The sequence below is a fragment of the Candidatus Methanoplasma cognatum genome (assembly GCA_009777615.1).
Taxonomy (GTDB): domain Archaea; phylum Thermoplasmatota; class Thermoplasmata; order Methanomassiliicoccales; family Methanomethylophilaceae; genus Methanoplasma; species Methanoplasma cognatum.
On record WRLM01000004.1, the window covers coordinates 1 to 15871 of the forward strand.

Below are 15871 nucleotides of genomic sequence, written 5' to 3' on the forward strand. Positions count from 1 at the left end.
ATATCCTCATAGTAGAGTTCTGCTTCCCGGGAAGTGAACTCTACTATGAGGATATCGGATACCAGAGCTTCGCTTGCGAAGGTGAGAACTCGTTCCACTGGGGCGAGGAAGTGATGAAGTTCTTCAAGGCACACCCGAAGAATGAGGTGAAGACGACTGGATCTGTGCTCGCAGGCACATCACCCGGACACCATCTCTACACCTATGAGGGAATGCTGTTCGATCTGGAGATTCCGGAGCAGATACTTGACCGCCCGGTTGGACTTGTCATAGATCAGCACGGATACACCATGGACGCGGTACAGCAAAACAACGGAACCGACATGCAGAGGCTCGGACGGGAGTACGGATATGCAATACTCCAGCCGTCCATCCCCACAAGGAACGTTACCGTTGACTGGGATGAGCCCATATTCGAAATGGTCACCATCATCATGGAAGGGCTGAACATCGATACGGACCGCATACATGTGACCGGATTCTCTCAGGGAGGAAGGTTCTCATGGAGGTTCATAAGCGACCACTCTGATCTGTTGGCATCGGCAGCACCCGCGGCAAGCGGCATATCCCTCACGAATGCTGTACCCGGATGTAACTTCGTTGAAGGAGACATGCCTGAATTCGAGATACCCATCCTGCACATAGCCGGATACAGGGACAGTCTATACCAGGACTCTCTCCGCCAGATCGCTGCGATAAAGGATGCGTGGAACCTTGGGGATCCATACACTATCTCTGAAGATGACAACTACAAACGCACACGCTACTACAACGACAACGGCATCATAGTTGAGTTCATAGAGCACGACTATTCATCCAGCGCACCGTTCCTTGGCGGATCTGTGGGCGGCCACTGCTTCCCCGGAAGCACAGTGTTTTACGAGGATTATCAATCTCAGACATTTGCCTGTGAGGACGACGATATTGCGTTCCACTGGGGAGAAGAGGCGATGAAGTTCTTCGTGGCACACCCGAAGGGAACCGTACACGAGCAACCGACGTTTGTGGGCATAAACGTGTCTCAGGAACCGGACAAGGTCTCCTATGAAGTAGGCGAGGCTCTTGATCTGACCGGCATGACCGTTACCGCCATATACAGCGACGGAACCTACAGGATGGTCTCGAACTACTTTACGACCCCGGCAAGCGGCAAGATCTTTGACACTGTCGGAACAGAGACCATACTGGTGGCATATGTTGAGAACGGAGCACTCTTCGTTACGAACTTCAATGTCACAGTAAGCCTCCCGGCAGTGCTGGAAAGCATAGCCATAAGCGAAAATCCGGATAAGATGTCCTACTACCCCGACGAGTCCCTCGACTTGACGGGTATGGTCGTTACCGCCACATACAGCGACGGAAGCACCAAGGCCGTCACGGATTACTTCGCATACCCGGCTGAGGGAACGGTCTTTGACGCACTCGGAACAGTGATCATATACATCGCATACGCCGAGGATGACATTACCAAAATGACGGCTTTCGAGATCACGGTCGTCCCTGTCCCCGTATTCGTGGAAGGTATAGTCGTGAGCACGGACCCGGATAAGATGTCATACACTGTTGGCGAGACCCTCGACTTGACGGGTATGGTCGTTTCCATGACGTACAGTGACGGAAGCGCGGAGGCCATTGTAGGCTACGGATCATTCCCTCAGGACGGATCTGTCCTGGACAGCATCGGATCGGTGCCAATAGTGATCATGTATGTCAAAAACGGACTCCCCTATATAACGAGCTTTACCGTCACGGTGAGCCCGCCGGTAGTGCTGGAAAGCATCTCCGTGAGCGGATACCAGAATAGGATATACATTGTAGGGGATCAGTTTGACATGACAGGCATAGTCGTTACCGCCAAATACAGTGACGGAAGCACGAAGCCTGTTACCGGCTACATGACAAGCCCCGCTCAGGGTACGGTCTTGAACAATGCCGGAACACAGACGATCTACGTTGCATACTCTGAAGGCAGTGCCATGACGTTGGACTTCTTCAACATAACTGTAAGTGAGACCTTCCTTCCCGGTACTGCTCCCGGACACTACAACTATGCCTATGGCGGAATGATCTACGATCTGGAGATCCCTGAAGAGATCCTAGAGAGGCAGGTCGGACTGATCATAGACATGCACGGCGGCGGAATGACTGCACAACAGCAGGATTATGGGTCCAACATGCGCGCCCTAGGTCAGGAATATGGCTATGTCATACTCCAACCGTCGGCACCGAGAGGGATGATGGGCCTTGAGTGGGACGAACCGGTATGGGCGATGGTCAACGCGGTCATCGATGAACTGAACATCGACGAGAAGCGCATCCATGCGATGGGCTTCTCGGCGGGCGGAGCATGGACATGGCGCACCCTGCGCGACCACTCCGATGTGATCGCATCGCTGGCTCCTTTGAACAGCGGATATGGGACCGAAGCGATCAGATACGTCCCGAGCGAGGAAGACCCGCCTAAGGCGGAGATCCCGGTCTTTATCTCGTTCGGACTGAACGACCCGATAGTGCCGATGGATACCCGCGCGTGGCCAATACTGAACCCCTTGCTGGAGGTATGGGACATGGATGTGAACGCAGGCGTGGTGATCGCCGGAGATGATACTTACGAACGCGTTCGCTACACGAATGCGAACGGGAACGTCGTGGAAGTGATCTTCCACGAGTATGTCTCAACCGGTACCATGCCGAGTTCATCGACAGGCATGGCCGGCGGCCACTGCTTCCCGGGTGCAGATCCGCAATATGCACAGTACACCCCATACGGCTGCGAGGGCGTGAGCTCATTCCACTTAGGTGAGGAGGTCATTAAGTTCTTCATCGAACACCCGAAGCCCTGAGATCGAGGAGTACCCCTAACAAACCTCTTCCATAAACTTCTTCCATAAACTTCTTACAAAAACACTTCCATAAACTTCTTACAAAGAGGAGTGAATCATAATGAACAAGAAGGTCATAATAGCCGTCTTAGCAATATTAATTATCGGCGCCGTCTTAGCGGCGGCCTATTTTGTCCTATCGGACAATGAAAAGAATGAACCCGAGTTCACCGAAGAAGAACTGATCGCTTTCGGTGTCACGGTGTATGACGAAGAAATGAGGATCGTTCTTCATGATGTGACCACATTGGAGGGCGTTCCTTTTGACAGCGGCGACATTCCCAAGAAGTACGTCCTGCTGACCTTTTGGGCCACCTGGTGCCCTGATTGCGATGTGGAGAACCCGTCCTTACAGCGATTATACGACGAACGCGCAGACGATAAGTTCACTGTCCTGACGATCTCCATTGATACGTCTTTGAGTGCAGTAAAGAACTATCTTGAAGATAATGAGTACGATTTCCCGGTTCTGATCAATCTCAAGAACAACCTCTGGGAGGAGTACTTCCCTACGATACCCACAAGCTTTTTGCTAAATCCTGACGGGAAAGTCATCGCGAAGATAGTCGATAGCACAGACTGGGACAGTGAGGAAGCATCGCGGATACTGGACTATCTGATGAGCTTGTCATGATGCGGGAGATCTAAGCATATAGAAAAAACGCACAAACGGTCACAATAAGGACGTCGCGTCCAAGAAGGCGTCCTTATAATCTTACTTTAAGTAGTGTAGATGATGAACAGTAGGAGGTCCGAACCCCCTGCGGTGAGGTAAGGAGCCCATAGTGTTGTTCATAACAGTTAGGGATCATTTCCTATAACTTATATCATTGAAACTCCAACTCGCAAGTCGGAAGTATTTGTCTCCGCACGTCCGGACCCGGAGCAATGGCATGGGATCAAGATCGACATTCCTGTTCCAGGCCGTTATCCTTTATCCCCTGTCTGCATCTCATACATGCTCAGGACCTCGTTTGCCGTCATGCACTCTTCCGGACCCTTGTCGTCCCTTACGCGGCCGGTGAATCTCGGGAACCTGAGGCCGAGGCCCGCATCCTCTTTGACGATGTCCCTTGCCGCCGTATGAATCGGGCTCAGGCTGATCTCCGCGGCGACGACCTCAAGCACTATCGTAGGCAGGAACCAGACATCCGGTATCATCTGGGCATCCACCGTATGCGGGCGCCCTTCGCTGAGGTATCCGTCGAGCAGGTCCGGCAGACCGGCAAGGAACGCGTCGTCGAATCCCGTTCCTAATTTGCATACGGTGCAGTAATGTCCGGTCTCCTCATCGAACACCGCCATCAGAAGAGCGCCGTATTTCCCCGCTCTTTTACCCCTGCCGTGGAAGGCGCCCACTACCGCAAGGTCGAAGGAATCTGTCAACGCTTCCTCGTAATCCTTTTTGTATTTTATCCAAAGGAATCCTCTTGACCCAGCCCTGTATTCCGAGGACAGCGACTTTGACATTATCCCCTCGCATTTTTTGCCCAGCGCCCGGTTGAAGAAGTCCTCTCCCCCTTCCGGGGTGCTGATGATCTCCATCGTTGTGAGCTGCACCTTCTCCGACATGCCGAAGATCTCGGCAAGTCTCGACCTTCTTTCCTCGAACGGCCGGATGGTCATATCCTCACCGCCGGCAAGAAGCATGTCGAACATGAACATCTTGACCGGATGGTCCTCCACCGCCTTGTCCATGCCGTGCTTCTTCCTGCGGTGAGTGACATTCTGGAAAGGAAGCATTCCTCCCTCATTATCCACGGCCACGCACTCCCCTTCCACAATGGCCTCGTCCGCTCTGCATTGTTTTCTTAATTCCGCGGCGATGTCGGGGAAGTTGGAGGTAAGGTCCTCCATGCGTCTTGAGTATAACTTAACGGAATCTTTGCCGATGTGGGCCTGCACCCTTATTCCGTCGTATTTGAACTCCATAGCGCACTTTCCGCCCATCCGCTCCAGTATCATGGGTATAGACGGCAGGCGCTCGGCTAGCATGACCTTTATCGGGCTGCCGACGGCAACCTTCATTTCCCTCACGGCACCGACTCCGCCGACGGCGAGGGTCTCCGCAACGAGACCCAGGTCGCATGTTATGTTGAACGCCCTCTCTATCTCCGGGCGGTCCTCTTTAGTTCCGAAAGCATCGGCCAGCGCTTCAAGCATGGTCATCGACCCGGCCCCGATCCTCATTCTCCCGGTGACGATCCTGCACAGGTACCTTGCCTCGACCGGACCGGAGTCCATCAGAAGGTTCGATAGATATTTCATCTTCTTATCCTGCGAGTCCCGGCCTTCGGCGTTCTCTATGAGCGTCAGATTCTTAAGGACCTTCTCAAGGGTCAGAGGCTCTGAGAACAGCGCCGCCTGCTTCCGCTCCTTTATCAGAGCTTCGGCGATCGCTCCCGGGTCCCCCTTCTCTTTCCAAAGGCCGTCTATCTTTTTCTCCGACGCGCCGGACACGAATGCGATGGATCTCAGGACAAGCTTATCGGCCATGCCGAGCTCCGCGGCGAAGAAGTCCGGGTGCAGTTTTCCCTGTGAAAGGTACACAGTGTTCCTCAGCGAGGCCGGGTCGAGCTTTTTGAAGAAGTCGGAGAATATAGATGTCATCTCAAGACGGCTGCTCGTCCCTTCCAGCCTGTCGAACACATCCGCGATCTCAGAGAACAGCATGGCATCATCCGTATGTTATCGGCCTATTAGAAGTCTCCCAGTTTCATCTGGCCTTCTTCCGCTGATAGTGATAATTCTTTATTCAGCTTCTCCAGCCTTGAGCGCATTTGATCTTCCTTCCTCTTGCTGGAGCTTTCGAACACCTCGTCCATCGTCCCCTTCGCGACGAGGACGAACACTTCCCCGTCATTCTTTCTCCCGGTACGTCCGCGCCTTTGTATGGTCCTGATCTCCGACGGCACTGGTTCATAGAAGATCACGGCGTTCGTACTTGCGACGTCCAGCCCCTCCTCTCCGACGGAGGTCGCCACTATGACGTTCCTGGCGCCGCTCCTGAATTCTTCCAGGACTCCCATCTGCTCCTTCTGCCGGAGGCCGCCGTTGGATTGTCCGATAAGCTTCCCTACCTTTGCCCCCCCTATGGATGACAGTTTCTCCACCAGGATGTCGCATGTGTCTCGGTACTGAGTGAAGACCATGACCTTGGACGAAGGATCGGAACTCAGTATCTGGCTCACAAGACTCATGAGCTTCGAGACCTTGGGGTGCTCTGTCTTGCTCCCGGAGACCATGTCCCAGGCGTCAAGATATTCCTTTCTGGCGACAAGTTCCTTTCCGCCTTTGTTCCCCTTCTGCGCTTGCCCCTCCTCTATCAGTTTCGCCATGTACGACCTAAGCGAGCTCATTCCCTGGGTCTCGGCCAGATTGATCGCATGCAGTATCTTTATGCAGATCGATTGGACAGTGAGGCCGCGGTACAGGGTGGCGGATCTCTCCCCCCTTCTCAACCTTTTCTGGAGGCTCTCCCCGATCATCAGCATATGCGTTGTGGATGGAGGCCAATTCTCTTTTGTAAGTCTAAGGTCGGTGAGCTCCAGGAAATAGTGGTCAAGCAGCCTCTTTAAGAGATCGGATATGTCCAAAAGCTCCCTGGGCATGTTTACTTCTATCTTTTTGACGTATGTGTCGTGTATGTACGGCGCGACGTCCGGGTCCTCCTCGGTCCTGATATCGATCCGAACGAACCCGAGGTTCCTGCAGACTTCCTCCACCTTCTTGATGTCGCCGCCGGGCGACGCCGTGAGCCCGACGGACCGATTATCTTTGGTGCAGTGTTCCGCGACCGTCACATAGGCGTAGTTCCCCGTGCCCCTGTGCGCCTCGTCGTATATCACCAGTCCGAAATCCCCCATGTCGTACCTCCCGTTCTCCAGATCGTTGGCTATGCACTGGGGGGTGGATATGATCAGATCGTTCTCGTCCGCCATCTTCTTCCTCGTATCGGCTTTCATGAGGCCGTTCATGACGCCGATCTTCGTCTCGGCCAGAAGGTTAGAGAACACGGACGCATGCTGATCCACAAGAGGCTTCGTCGGTGCCATCAAAAGGACCTTTTTACCTTCCTGAAGCACCATGGCCGTCACGTAAAGGGCTATGATGGTCTTTCCGAGGCCGGTGGGGAGGACCACAAGCGTGTTGGCATTCAGGCAGTCCCTCGCCAGGGTCATCTGATACTTTCTTTCTTCCACCGTATCCGGGATTATCTTCGGATGAGAGATGTAGCCCATACTGAACCGCATTCGGAATAGAATAATAAAAAGTTGTTTGGGAGGTCGCCGAAAGTGACGCTTAACGGCAGCCGCCGCCGCAGGAGGAGCAGCCGCTGAAATTGGGGTCGCGTATGGTCAGGCCGGTCCCGAAATTGGGGTCGTCCACGAACTCTATGACGCAGCCCTCAAGCGCCTGCTGGGTGTCGCCGTCGTAGTATATCTCGAAGGCAGAGGCGCTCTTGTCGACGATGTCCCCGTCGGCGGTGCCCTGCTGGAAGGACATCCCGAACTGAGGCCCGGAGCATGCGATCCCGGAAAGGTAGATCTTGATACCGTATCCGGTTTTCTGGTTTTTCTCCAGGAGATCGGTGATGAACTTCTCCGCATCAGGTGTGATTTGTACCATAATGATCGCCACTGAATGGGACACGGGGTATAAATAATCAATCGGGCGGTAATATTTTGAGTAGAATCGACCGGCGGCGGTCATTTCTCGTCTGAAAACATCTCCGCATATTCCCTTAGCGCATACGACTGGGAACGGGTCATTGCCATGTAAGATCCTATGAGGATGCTTTCCAGTATCTCACCCTTCGTGGCTCCTGCCTGCGCGGCATGATGCATCTGGACCCTTACGCAATGCTGTCCGCCCAAAGCGGCCGCCGCGGAAACAGCGGCAAGATATCTTGTTTTCTGGTCGAGTTCCCCCCTTCCCTCCAGCACAGCTTTTCCGAGGTTCGCAGCGGGTATGAACATGTCCGGGCGTTCGGACAGGACCTGGTTCACGACCGGTATGAAACCGTACTGTTCCTCAATGGCCTTCAGTATCTTCTCGGTGATCTCCTTTTCTTTAAGATCTTCCTGCATGGTGCTTCATGGTGTTTGGTATTAACATACTTTGTCCGTTTGCTGATGCGCTGTTATTGATCAAGGCGCTCTTTCAGATCCATGATCCTTTTTTCTATTTGTCTTATTATTTTGATGAATTCCTCATCGCTCTTTCCGGCGGGGTCGTCAATTCCCCAATCCTCGCTGTGTTCGCAGGGGAGGAAAGGACATCGGACATCACAGCCCATTCTGACCGCAATATCCACGGTTGGAATGTCGGTCATCAGTTTCGGACATTGCGTTTTTTCCATATCGATATCGTACATATGTCTCATCAGCCGGACAGCGTCGCGATCGATATGCGGTCTGATCTCCGTTCCCGCAGAATATGCGTCGATCACACCTCCGGCAAGATGTCCGCAAAGGGCCTCCGCTATCTGAGAACGGCAGGAATTATGCACGCAGATGAACGCAACCCTGGTCTTTCTTGGCCTTGTGGCCATAGGGAGTTTTGGCGACTCAATTCCCATCGGGGACCCCTCTTTGCCTGTTGTCAAAGTACTTGCGCTTAAAGTACAAAGCGAGAGTGACCAGGGAGATCATCACAGGCACTTCTATCAGCGGACCTATCACCGCCGCGAACGCCTGAGCGGAAGCAATACCGAAAACCGCGACAGCTACCGCGATGGCAAGCTCAAAGTTGTTGCTTGCGGCCGTAAATGACAAAGTGACGCTCTGCTCGTAATTTATCCCCTGCCTATACGACATGAAGAAGCTGACGAGGAACATGATTGCAAAATAGATCAGCAACGGAATGGCTATCCTCACGACATCTAACGGCAGCTCGATAATGTACTCCCCCTTGAGCGTGAACATCACTATGATCGTGTACAGTAGCGCGATAAGTGCGATCGGTGAGATCCGAGGTATGAACTTCTCTTCGTACCACTCCTTTGATTTTTTCTTCACTATGATGTACCTCGTAAAGAATCCTGCAGCGAAAGGGATGCCTAAGTAGATCAACACGCTCTTCGCAATGCTCCAGATGGAAATGTCCAGCACTTGGCCGCCCCACGACAGGCCGAGCCATTCCGGGAGCACGGTGATGAAGATGTAGATGTAGACCGAATAGAATATGATCTGGAAAATGGAATTGAGGGCGACCAGAGCCGCGCAGTACTCATTGTCGCCTTTGGCCAATGTGTTCCATATGATGACCATAGCGATGCATCTAGCCAATCCGATCATGATGAGTCCCACCGCATAATCCGGCATATCCGGTAGCAGCAGCACCGCGAGGATGAACATGAGGACCGGACCTATGATCCAGTTCTGGACCAGCGAGAGGCCCAGCACCTTTTTGTTCTTTGCGACCTTGCCGATCTCCTCGTACTTTATTTTACATAAAGGAGGATACATCATCACGATCAGGCCGACAGCGATCGGCCAAGAGATGGCGTCCGAACTCATACCTTCCAACGCCTCAGAGAGGCTCGGTATCAAATATCCGAGAAGAACTCCCACACCCATCGCAATAAATATCCATACGGTAAGGAAACGGTCTAAAAACGACAAGCCTGTTTCGTTCTCTGTACTGTTCATTTCAGCACCTCGTAAAGCTGCGGACCTCACAGGCCTCACTTTTGTATAGATCTCTGCGGGACAAAGTATCTGGTATTATGTGCCCGTTCCTCTCTGAAAAAGTTTTGAAAGATCCTGTACTCTCAATGTATCTGCCACTCAAGCGATATCACAACACATAGATGATTGTCTATATGATATATATGTATTTAGGTGCCGATGCTTCCGCGAGCCAGTAGCATCGTGCAGAGGATTAGTGCCGATTTTTAAGTATGGTTTAGATATGATTCCTCTTGTTATTCACAACGATAATAGATTGTATTCCAGAAATGATCATCATTAAGCAGGCGGAAACAGCGAATGAGTTCTCTTTCGAAGAGCTACACGATATAGTTGCACTAATAGCTATGAAGCACGGGATGCTCGCATATACCTGTGCGGACCCATGGCGCACGGGAACAGCAGGAAAGACAGAGACTATGACTTCTGCAAACCGCTCCAAGAAATATGGACTGATCAGAACAGGGTCATTCTGCAGTGATCGACTAACTACCTAACTGTACTCTCCGCTTTTTATTGCGAATCTGTCCCGTCATTCAACCATACGATGGATATCGTTGGGAGAATAAGAGATGGAAACAGAAGGTGTCTTAAGGACCAAGTTCAAAGAGATTGGAAAAGAGTACGGTTTTGATAAAGTCGAGGCGGAGTTCGTCGCGTTCAAGGAATTCAAGGTAAGGTGGCAGAGGAGCTACAAATGGGCGGACTTCAAGGTCTCAGATTATCTGGCGGACGCGCCTCCGGAAGTGATCGAAGGGTTGTGCAATTCGCTGTTCTCGAAGATAACAGGAGAGGACGAAGGATATTCCGAGGAAATGTGCAGGTGGATAACCTCGCCGGAGTTCTCGGAGTATAAGCAGCCGGTGTACCTGAAGAGGAGCAGGAACCTCACGAGGTCCCCGAAGGGGGAGGCCAAGAGCCTTGATGCCGCATACGGGAGGCTTATTGAGATGGGGCTGACGGAAAAGGATCCGGCGCTCCATCTTACGTGGACGAAAGAGTCCAACGTAAGGAAGATCGGGCACTGTTCCGTTCTGATGAAAGTGATCTCGATATCGAGCGTGCTAGACACCGACATGATCCCGGACTTCGTCCTCGATTTCTGCTTGTACCATGAGCTGTGCCACATGAAGATAGGGTTCGACCCGTCCGCGAAAAGGCACGGGGAGGAGTTCTCGAAACTGGAGGCGAAGTATCCGAAAAGGGACGAGGCGGAAGAGTGGCTGAAGAGGCTCTGCCTTTACTTGTGAGCAGAGTCTGCGGAGGGGGCCGGAGTAAACAGAGCCGATAGCTCATGAACAGGCGTTCCTTCCGAGCCCTATTTTTTCAGTAATGATCGCGGACAGCAAATAGCGAATGAAGAAACCGCAAGGTGCTCAGAACAAGAAATATCGGATGTGCTACAATGACAAAGGAATCGGATAAACATCGTGTCGAAGGTTTCAAAGAGATCTTGGATATAATCGAAAGTGCAAAACTCAACGCATATCGCGCGGTCAACAGAGAGCTTATAAACATGTATCGGGCGGTCGGCGAATATGTTTCAAAGAAGGTCGAAACAGGCGCATGGGGGAAGGGAATCGTAAATGAAATCGCCGCATACATTCAGCAGAACAACCCCTGTATCTCGGGGTTCTCTCCGCAGAATCTTTGGCGGATGAAACAGTTCTATGAGACCTACAAGGATGACGAGATTCTCTCAACACTGTCGAGAGAATTAAGCTGGACCGTCAACACAAGGATAATGGCAGGCAAGACCGCCGAGGAGCGCGAATTCTACCTGAGAATGGCGACGAAGAATAATTATTCCTATCGGGAACTGAACAGGCAGATGAATAGCTGTCTGTATGAGCGCACGGCGCTTTCCAGGAATTCCTTCACAAACGCTTCATTCGTCGACAGGTACGATGGGCTGGCCGCGCTTAGGGACAGTTACGTTTTGGAATTCCTAGATATGCCGAAGAATTACAAAGAGAAAGATCTGCGGAAAGCAATAGTAGACAACCTCAAAGAATTCATACTGGAATTTGGAAGGGATTTCAGCTTTATCGGTGAAGAGTACAGGATTCAAGTAGGCGACAGCGATTTTTACATTGATCTGATATTTTATAACCGTGAGCTCAGCTGCCTCGTTGCTGTGGAACTGAAGACCGAACCTTTCAGGCCCGAGCAGGTCGGGCAAATGCAGTTTTACCTGGAGGCACTGGACAGAGATGTGAAAAAGAACAGCGAGAATCCGAGCGTCGGCCTGATACTTTGTACCGACAAAGACGATATGGTCGTTGAATATACACTTGCGAAAAGTTCAGCCCCAAGTCTGATCGCCGCGTATGAACTCGCGCTACCAGATAAAAAATTACTTCAGCAGAGGGTAAAGGAACTCACACTTCTCGCAGGGCGCGCAGAGGGCAGCGAAAGATCCGACAGGGCATATTGAAAAAAATCATGTCGCAGTATAATCCTAGTAAAAACTCTAACCTTCTGATGGCATCCGCGTGCAGGTTGAAAACGGGTGTCTCCCAGCGTTAACACACTTTTTCACGGTCCGGCGATGACGCCGGTCTCGAAGCACTGACTTACGCTGGGAGTATGTGTCGGACCCTGCGTTGGCTTCCGGTCACGGCCGCGATGACACATCGCTGCTACCGCAAGAGCCCCTTTTCAGGGACAGGGTCTCTGTAAGCCGTTCCGTGCACATAGCAATCACGAGTTCATGCTCCTACGCCGTCCCGGCTGCTGATTGGTATTATCTTGATATTCTTATATTTTCCACTCCCAAAATATCTAAAGCGAAGTGCTTATACGTCAATCAACGTACTTTATGGTATAAACCTCATACAATATCAAAAAAACATCTGTTTATTGTCGAAAATTTCCGAATTTCGTTAAAAATAAGTGAAAAAATACGAATATCGCAGTCGGATTGACGGGAAAATCATAGGCTTTACGAATTCTATGGTTAGCTTTATCTAAGAAGATTTAATATCGGCTCGTATGAAAGCATATTTCAGGCCGGACTCCGTTGCGATACTCGGCGCATCGGAGGACACGACAAAACTGGGCGGCATGCTTCTTAAGAACATGATTGACGCAGGTTATAAAGGAAAACTCTACCCGATAAACCCCAAAGGCGGGATTATACAGGGAGTAAAGGCTTACAAATCCATCACAGAGGTCGGCGAGCCGATCGAACTCGCGGTCGTTGCGATAAAGAACGTGCAGGCGGTCGAAGAGATGAAAGAGCTCGGCGCGGCCGGAGTCAAATATGTTTCGATGCTGACGGCAGGGTTCAAAGAGACGGGGCATGAGGGCGCCGTGCTTGAAGAGAAACTCATGGCCGAGGCGGAGAAGTACGGGATCAGGATCGCCGGTCCCAACTGTTTCGGCAACATGAACATAAGCCACGGGATGAACTTCACATTCACGCACATCCTGCCTCCGGTGGGAAACATATCCATGATATCTCAGTCCGGCGCGCTCGGATCGTCCATTCTGGAATGGTCCAAACACATCGACATCGGAATGGCCAATTTTATGACATTCGGGAACAAGTCAGATGTTGACGAAGCGGCGGTCATAGAGGAATTGGTCAATGACCCCAACACCAAGGTCATAGGCATATACTGCGAGGGCATATCCAACGGCGACAGGTTCGTCAAAGCGATCGAAGCGGTAAAATCCAAGAAGCCGATCGTAATATTCAAATCGGGGAAGACCGAGGCCGGCTCGGCAGCGGCATCATCCCACACCGGATCCCTGGCGGGTTCCGATGCCGTGAACGACGTCATTTTCAGCAAGCTCAATCTGCACAGGGCCCAGGACCTGGACGAGATGCTTGACGCGCTTTCAGTGTTCAGCACATGCAGTCCCATGAAGAAGGACGGCATAGCCATAATCACGAATGCCGGAGGGCTCGGCGTCATGTCCGCGGATGCGACGTTCGAAGCACCTTACATAGAGGCGGCGAAGCTGTCCCAGGAAACGCTGGATAATATAACGAAATCGGTACCCAACGTCGCCGGGCTGACCAACCCCATCGATGTGAGAGGGGATGCGAAAGCGGAGTACTTCAGAGGCGCCATAGAGGTAGTCATAAAAGATCCGTCTGTGGGCGGCCTGGTAGTTATGGGATCGCCCCTTGACACCGCCGACCTCGAAAGCATAGCCAAGATCCTCGTCGAAATGAGGGATGACATCCCCGTTCCGACAACATGCTGCTTCCCAGGCGGGGACAAATGCGAGAGGGCGAACAAGATCCTCCGGGAAGGGAAGATACCCTGCTACTCCACGCCGGACAGGGCGGTCCGCGCGCTCTCCATACTGAGGAAATACACAGTGAGGAGCCAGGAGAAGCACGACCCGATGATACAGCCCTCAGTTTCCGGAAAGGCAGTGGCACAGAAGATAATCGCGGACGCGAAAGCCGAGGGAAGGAAAGCCCTTACCGAAGCGGAGGGAAAGAAGATCTTCGCCGCATACGGTATGCCCACTCCCGGAGAAGCGACCGTTAAGAGCGCCGACGAGGCGGTAAAGGAATGCAACAGGATCGGGTATCCGGTCGTCATGAAGATCCTCTCCCCCGACATCGCTCACAAGACGGACGTAGGCGGTGTGGTGGTCGGAGTGAAGAACGCCGACGAAGCGAAAACGGCATATGATAAGATCATGGCAAACTGCAAAGCGGCAAAGCCCAACGCAAGGCTCGACGGCGTATCGATACAGCAGATGGTCTTCGGACAGGAGGTCATACTTTCAATGATAAGGGACGTTCAGTTCGGCCCCATCGTGTCCTTCGGGCTCGGAGGCATCTATGTGGAGATACTTGCGGAGATATCCCAGGCCCATGTTCCCATGAGCGAGCAGCAGCTTGACAAGATGATCACCTCCACCAAAGCATACAAACTGCTGGCCGGAGCGAGAGGCCTTCCGGTGGCAGACATCGATGCTATGAAGGATATGATCAGAAGGATCGTGATGGTCGCCGTGGAGAACCCCGAGATCTATGAGCTGGAGATAAACCCTGTCATAGTGGGAAAGAAAGGCCTCGGCTGCTGGGCGGTCGACGCCCTCTGCACCCTGAAATAAACACAACCGCCGGGGCAACCCGGCATATTTTTAATTCATTGGTTCTGAAAAGACGCCTATTCCGCAACCTGAGTGGAAACCGGTGCGCTCTGCCTGCGCCGGGATCGAAATGGGTCCGCCTTCGGCACAGGCTCGGAGCTCCGTCACCCGTTGTTCCCGAACGTTCGCTCACGCATCAGCATATCCCTTTCCGTCGAAAGCTCAAGGGCAAGTTCTTCCTCGGTCGGCAGATGAAGTTTGTACTTTGACGCGAATATCTGCTTATTTCCTTCTTCAGGGAATGTATACTTCACGACGCTTTCGTTCTTGTCCGCGCACAGTATTATGCCTATCGGCGGACCATCGCCCTCATTCATAAGTTCTCTTGTATGGTAGTTCACATACATCTGCATCTGTCCGATGTCCTGATGCGTAAGCTTACCTGCCTTGATGTCTATCAGGACGAAACATCTTAGGATGTAGTTGTAAAAAACAAGGTCTATGTAGAAATGGTCCCCATCGAGCGATATCCGCTTTTGACGCGCTTCGAAGGTGAATCCCTGTCCTAGTTCCAGCAGGAACTTCTGCATATGGTCGATAAGCCCCTGCTCAAGTTCAGTCTCGTAGTATTTAGTGTTAGGCCGCAGCCCAAGGAACTCCAACACATAAGGATCCTTTATGATATCCTCAGTCTTTTTCGGAGGTTCCTTTTGAACGGCCTCCTCGATAACACCGCCATCATCGCGGCCCGCCAGAAGCCTTTCATAGCAAAGGCTGTTGATCTGCCGCTCCAGTTGCCGGGTACTCCAAATTCCCTTGATGCACTCTTCCAGGTAGTATTCGCGCGCCTGTGGTTTTTCTACGCGCATGATCAGGCGGTAATGGGTCCAAGACAATTCGGTACGCAGTGCGTTCCGATTTGGCAATGTTATGTAAAACTGGCGCATGAACCGTAAATTACGTTCGTCAAACCCCCGTCCGTATTCGGATACAAGATGTTTTGACAGGCTTTTGATCAGGCCGTCCCCATAGGTGGCGCGTTCGGCACCGCCCTGTTTTTCTACTATTATTCTCCCGACGTCCCAGTACGCCTCGACCATTGAACTGTTGATAGCGGCGAATGTCTTTTTCCGGGCGTTATCCAACACATTTCGTACGTCGTTATAAAGCACCATGTCGACTGTTTCGTTCTTGCCCGCCGGTAAAATCTCTTTCTCACTCATCAGATCACAT

The 15871-nt window shown here is 52.0% G+C and carries 12 protein-coding genes; 5 read left to right on the top strand and 7 right to left on the bottom strand.

Features of this window, described 5'->3' with window-relative positions; genetic code table 11:
* The coding region (locus FWG96_05365) for a bacterial Ig-like domain-containing protein (GenBank protein MCL2032677.1) at positions 1 to 2843 on the top strand (2843 nt) is incomplete at its 5' end.
* Positions 2844 to 2943: 100 nt separating this feature from the next.
* Positions 2944 to 3516 carry a TlpA family protein disulfide reductase gene (locus FWG96_05370; GenBank protein ID MCL2032678.1) on the top strand — a complete coding sequence of 191 codons (573 nt, stop codon included), beginning with the start codon at positions 2944 to 2946 and terminating at the stop codon, positions 3514 to 3516.
* Positions 3517 to 3809: 293 nt separating this feature from the next.
* On the opposite strand, the gene FWG96_05375 is transcribed toward FWG96_05370, so the two are convergent.
* From FWG96_05375 to arsB, 6 genes are all read right to left on the bottom strand, one after another.
* Entirely contained in the window at positions 3810 to 5555 is a 1746-nt protein-coding gene (locus FWG96_05375; GenBank protein MCL2032679.1) for an ATP-dependent DNA ligase, read from the bottom strand.
* Positions 5556 to 5581: 26 nt separating this feature from the next.
* Positions 5582 to 7123, bottom strand: coding sequence for a DEAD/DEAH box helicase family protein (locus FWG96_05380; GenBank protein MCL2032680.1), 1542 nt, complete (start codon positions 7121 to 7123; stop codon positions 5582 to 5584).
* 61 nt (positions 7124 to 7184) lie between these two features.
* Complete coding sequence (locus FWG96_05385; GenBank protein ID MCL2032681.1) at positions 7185 to 7511, bottom strand: iron-sulfur cluster assembly accessory protein; 327 nt, start codon at positions 7509 to 7511, stop codon at positions 7185 to 7187.
* 80 nt (positions 7512 to 7591) lie between these two features.
* On the bottom strand, positions 7592 to 7972 hold the full coding sequence (locus FWG96_05390) for a carboxymuconolactone decarboxylase family protein (protein ID MCL2032682.1): 381 nt from the start codon (positions 7970 to 7972) through the stop codon (positions 7592 to 7594).
* Between the two features lie 53 nt (positions 7973 to 8025).
* Positions 8026 to 8463 carry a hypothetical protein gene (locus FWG96_05395; protein ID MCL2032683.1) on the bottom strand — a complete coding sequence of 146 codons (438 nt, stop codon included), beginning with the start codon at positions 8461 to 8463 and terminating at the stop codon, positions 8026 to 8028.
* Positions 8453 to 9535, bottom strand: a complete 1083-nt coding sequence (gene arsB / locus FWG96_05400) for an ACR3 family arsenite efflux transporter (GenBank protein MCL2032684.1) — start codon at positions 9533 to 9535, stop codon at positions 8453 to 8455. The genes FWG96_05395 and arsB overlap by 11 nt, the downstream gene beginning before the upstream one ends.
* Positions 9536 to 10146: 611 nt before the next feature.
* Between arsB and FWG96_05405 the strand changes: the two genes are divergently transcribed.
* The 3 genes from FWG96_05405 (at position 10147) to FWG96_05415 (ending at position 14659) form a co-directional block, all read left to right on the top strand.
* Positions 10147 to 10824 carry a hypothetical protein gene (locus FWG96_05405; GenBank protein MCL2032685.1) on the top strand — a complete coding sequence of 226 codons (678 nt, stop codon included), beginning with the start codon at positions 10147 to 10149 and terminating at the stop codon, positions 10822 to 10824.
* A 155-nt stretch (positions 10825 to 10979) separates the two neighbouring features.
* Positions 10980 to 12011 (top strand): PDDEXK nuclease domain-containing protein, encoded by a 1032-nt coding sequence (locus FWG96_05410; GenBank protein MCL2032686.1) that lies wholly within the window; start codon positions 10980 to 10982, stop codon positions 12009 to 12011.
* A gap of 557 nt (positions 12012 to 12568) precedes the next feature.
* Entirely contained in the window at positions 12569 to 14659 is a 2091-nt protein-coding gene (locus FWG96_05415; protein ID MCL2032687.1) for an acetate--CoA ligase family protein, read from the top strand.
* 143 nt (positions 14660 to 14802) lie between these two features.
* Here FWG96_05415 and FWG96_05420 read toward each other — a convergent pair whose 3' ends face one another.
* Positions 14803 to 15861: a PDDEXK nuclease domain-containing protein gene (locus FWG96_05420; GenBank protein MCL2032688.1), complete on the bottom strand. Its 1059-nt coding sequence runs from the start codon at positions 15859 to 15861 to the stop codon at positions 14803 to 14805.
* Between the last annotated feature and the right edge of the window lie 10 nt (positions 15862 to 15871).

Coding starts and splice junctions, on each gene's coding strand:
- FWG96_05370 (MCL2032678.1), top strand. CDS start 2,944: ATGAACAAGAAGGTCATAATAGCCGTCTTAGCAATATTAATTATCGGC.
- FWG96_05375 (MCL2032679.1), bottom strand. CDS start 5,555: ATGCTGTTCTCTGAGATCGCGGATGTGTTCGACAGGCTGGAAGGGACG.
- FWG96_05380 (MCL2032680.1), bottom strand. CDS start 7,123: ATGGGCTACATCTCTCATCCGAAGATAATCCCGGATACGGTGGAAGAA.
- FWG96_05385 (MCL2032681.1), bottom strand. CDS start 7,511: ATGGTACAAATCACACCTGATGCGGAGAAGTTCATCACCGATCTCCTG.
- FWG96_05390 (MCL2032682.1), bottom strand. CDS start 7,972: ATGCAGGAAGATCTTAAAGAAAAGGAGATCACCGAGAAGATACTGAAG.
- FWG96_05395 (MCL2032683.1), bottom strand. CDS start 8,463: ATGGGAATTGAGTCGCCAAAACTCCCTATGGCCACAAGGCCAAGAAAG.
- arsB (MCL2032684.1), bottom strand. CDS start 9,535: ATGAACAGTACAGAGAACGAAACAGGCTTGTCGTTTTTAGACCGTTTC.
- FWG96_05405 (MCL2032685.1), top strand. CDS start 10,147: ATGGAAACAGAAGGTGTCTTAAGGACCAAGTTCAAAGAGATTGGAAAA.
- FWG96_05410 (MCL2032686.1), top strand. CDS start 10,980: ATGACAAAGGAATCGGATAAACATCGTGTCGAAGGTTTCAAAGAGATC.
- FWG96_05415 (MCL2032687.1), top strand. CDS start 12,569: ATGAAAGCATATTTCAGGCCGGACTCCGTTGCGATACTCGGCGCATCG.
- FWG96_05420 (MCL2032688.1), bottom strand. CDS start 15,861: ATGAGTGAGAAAGAGATTTTACCGGCGGGCAAGAACGAAACAGTCGAC.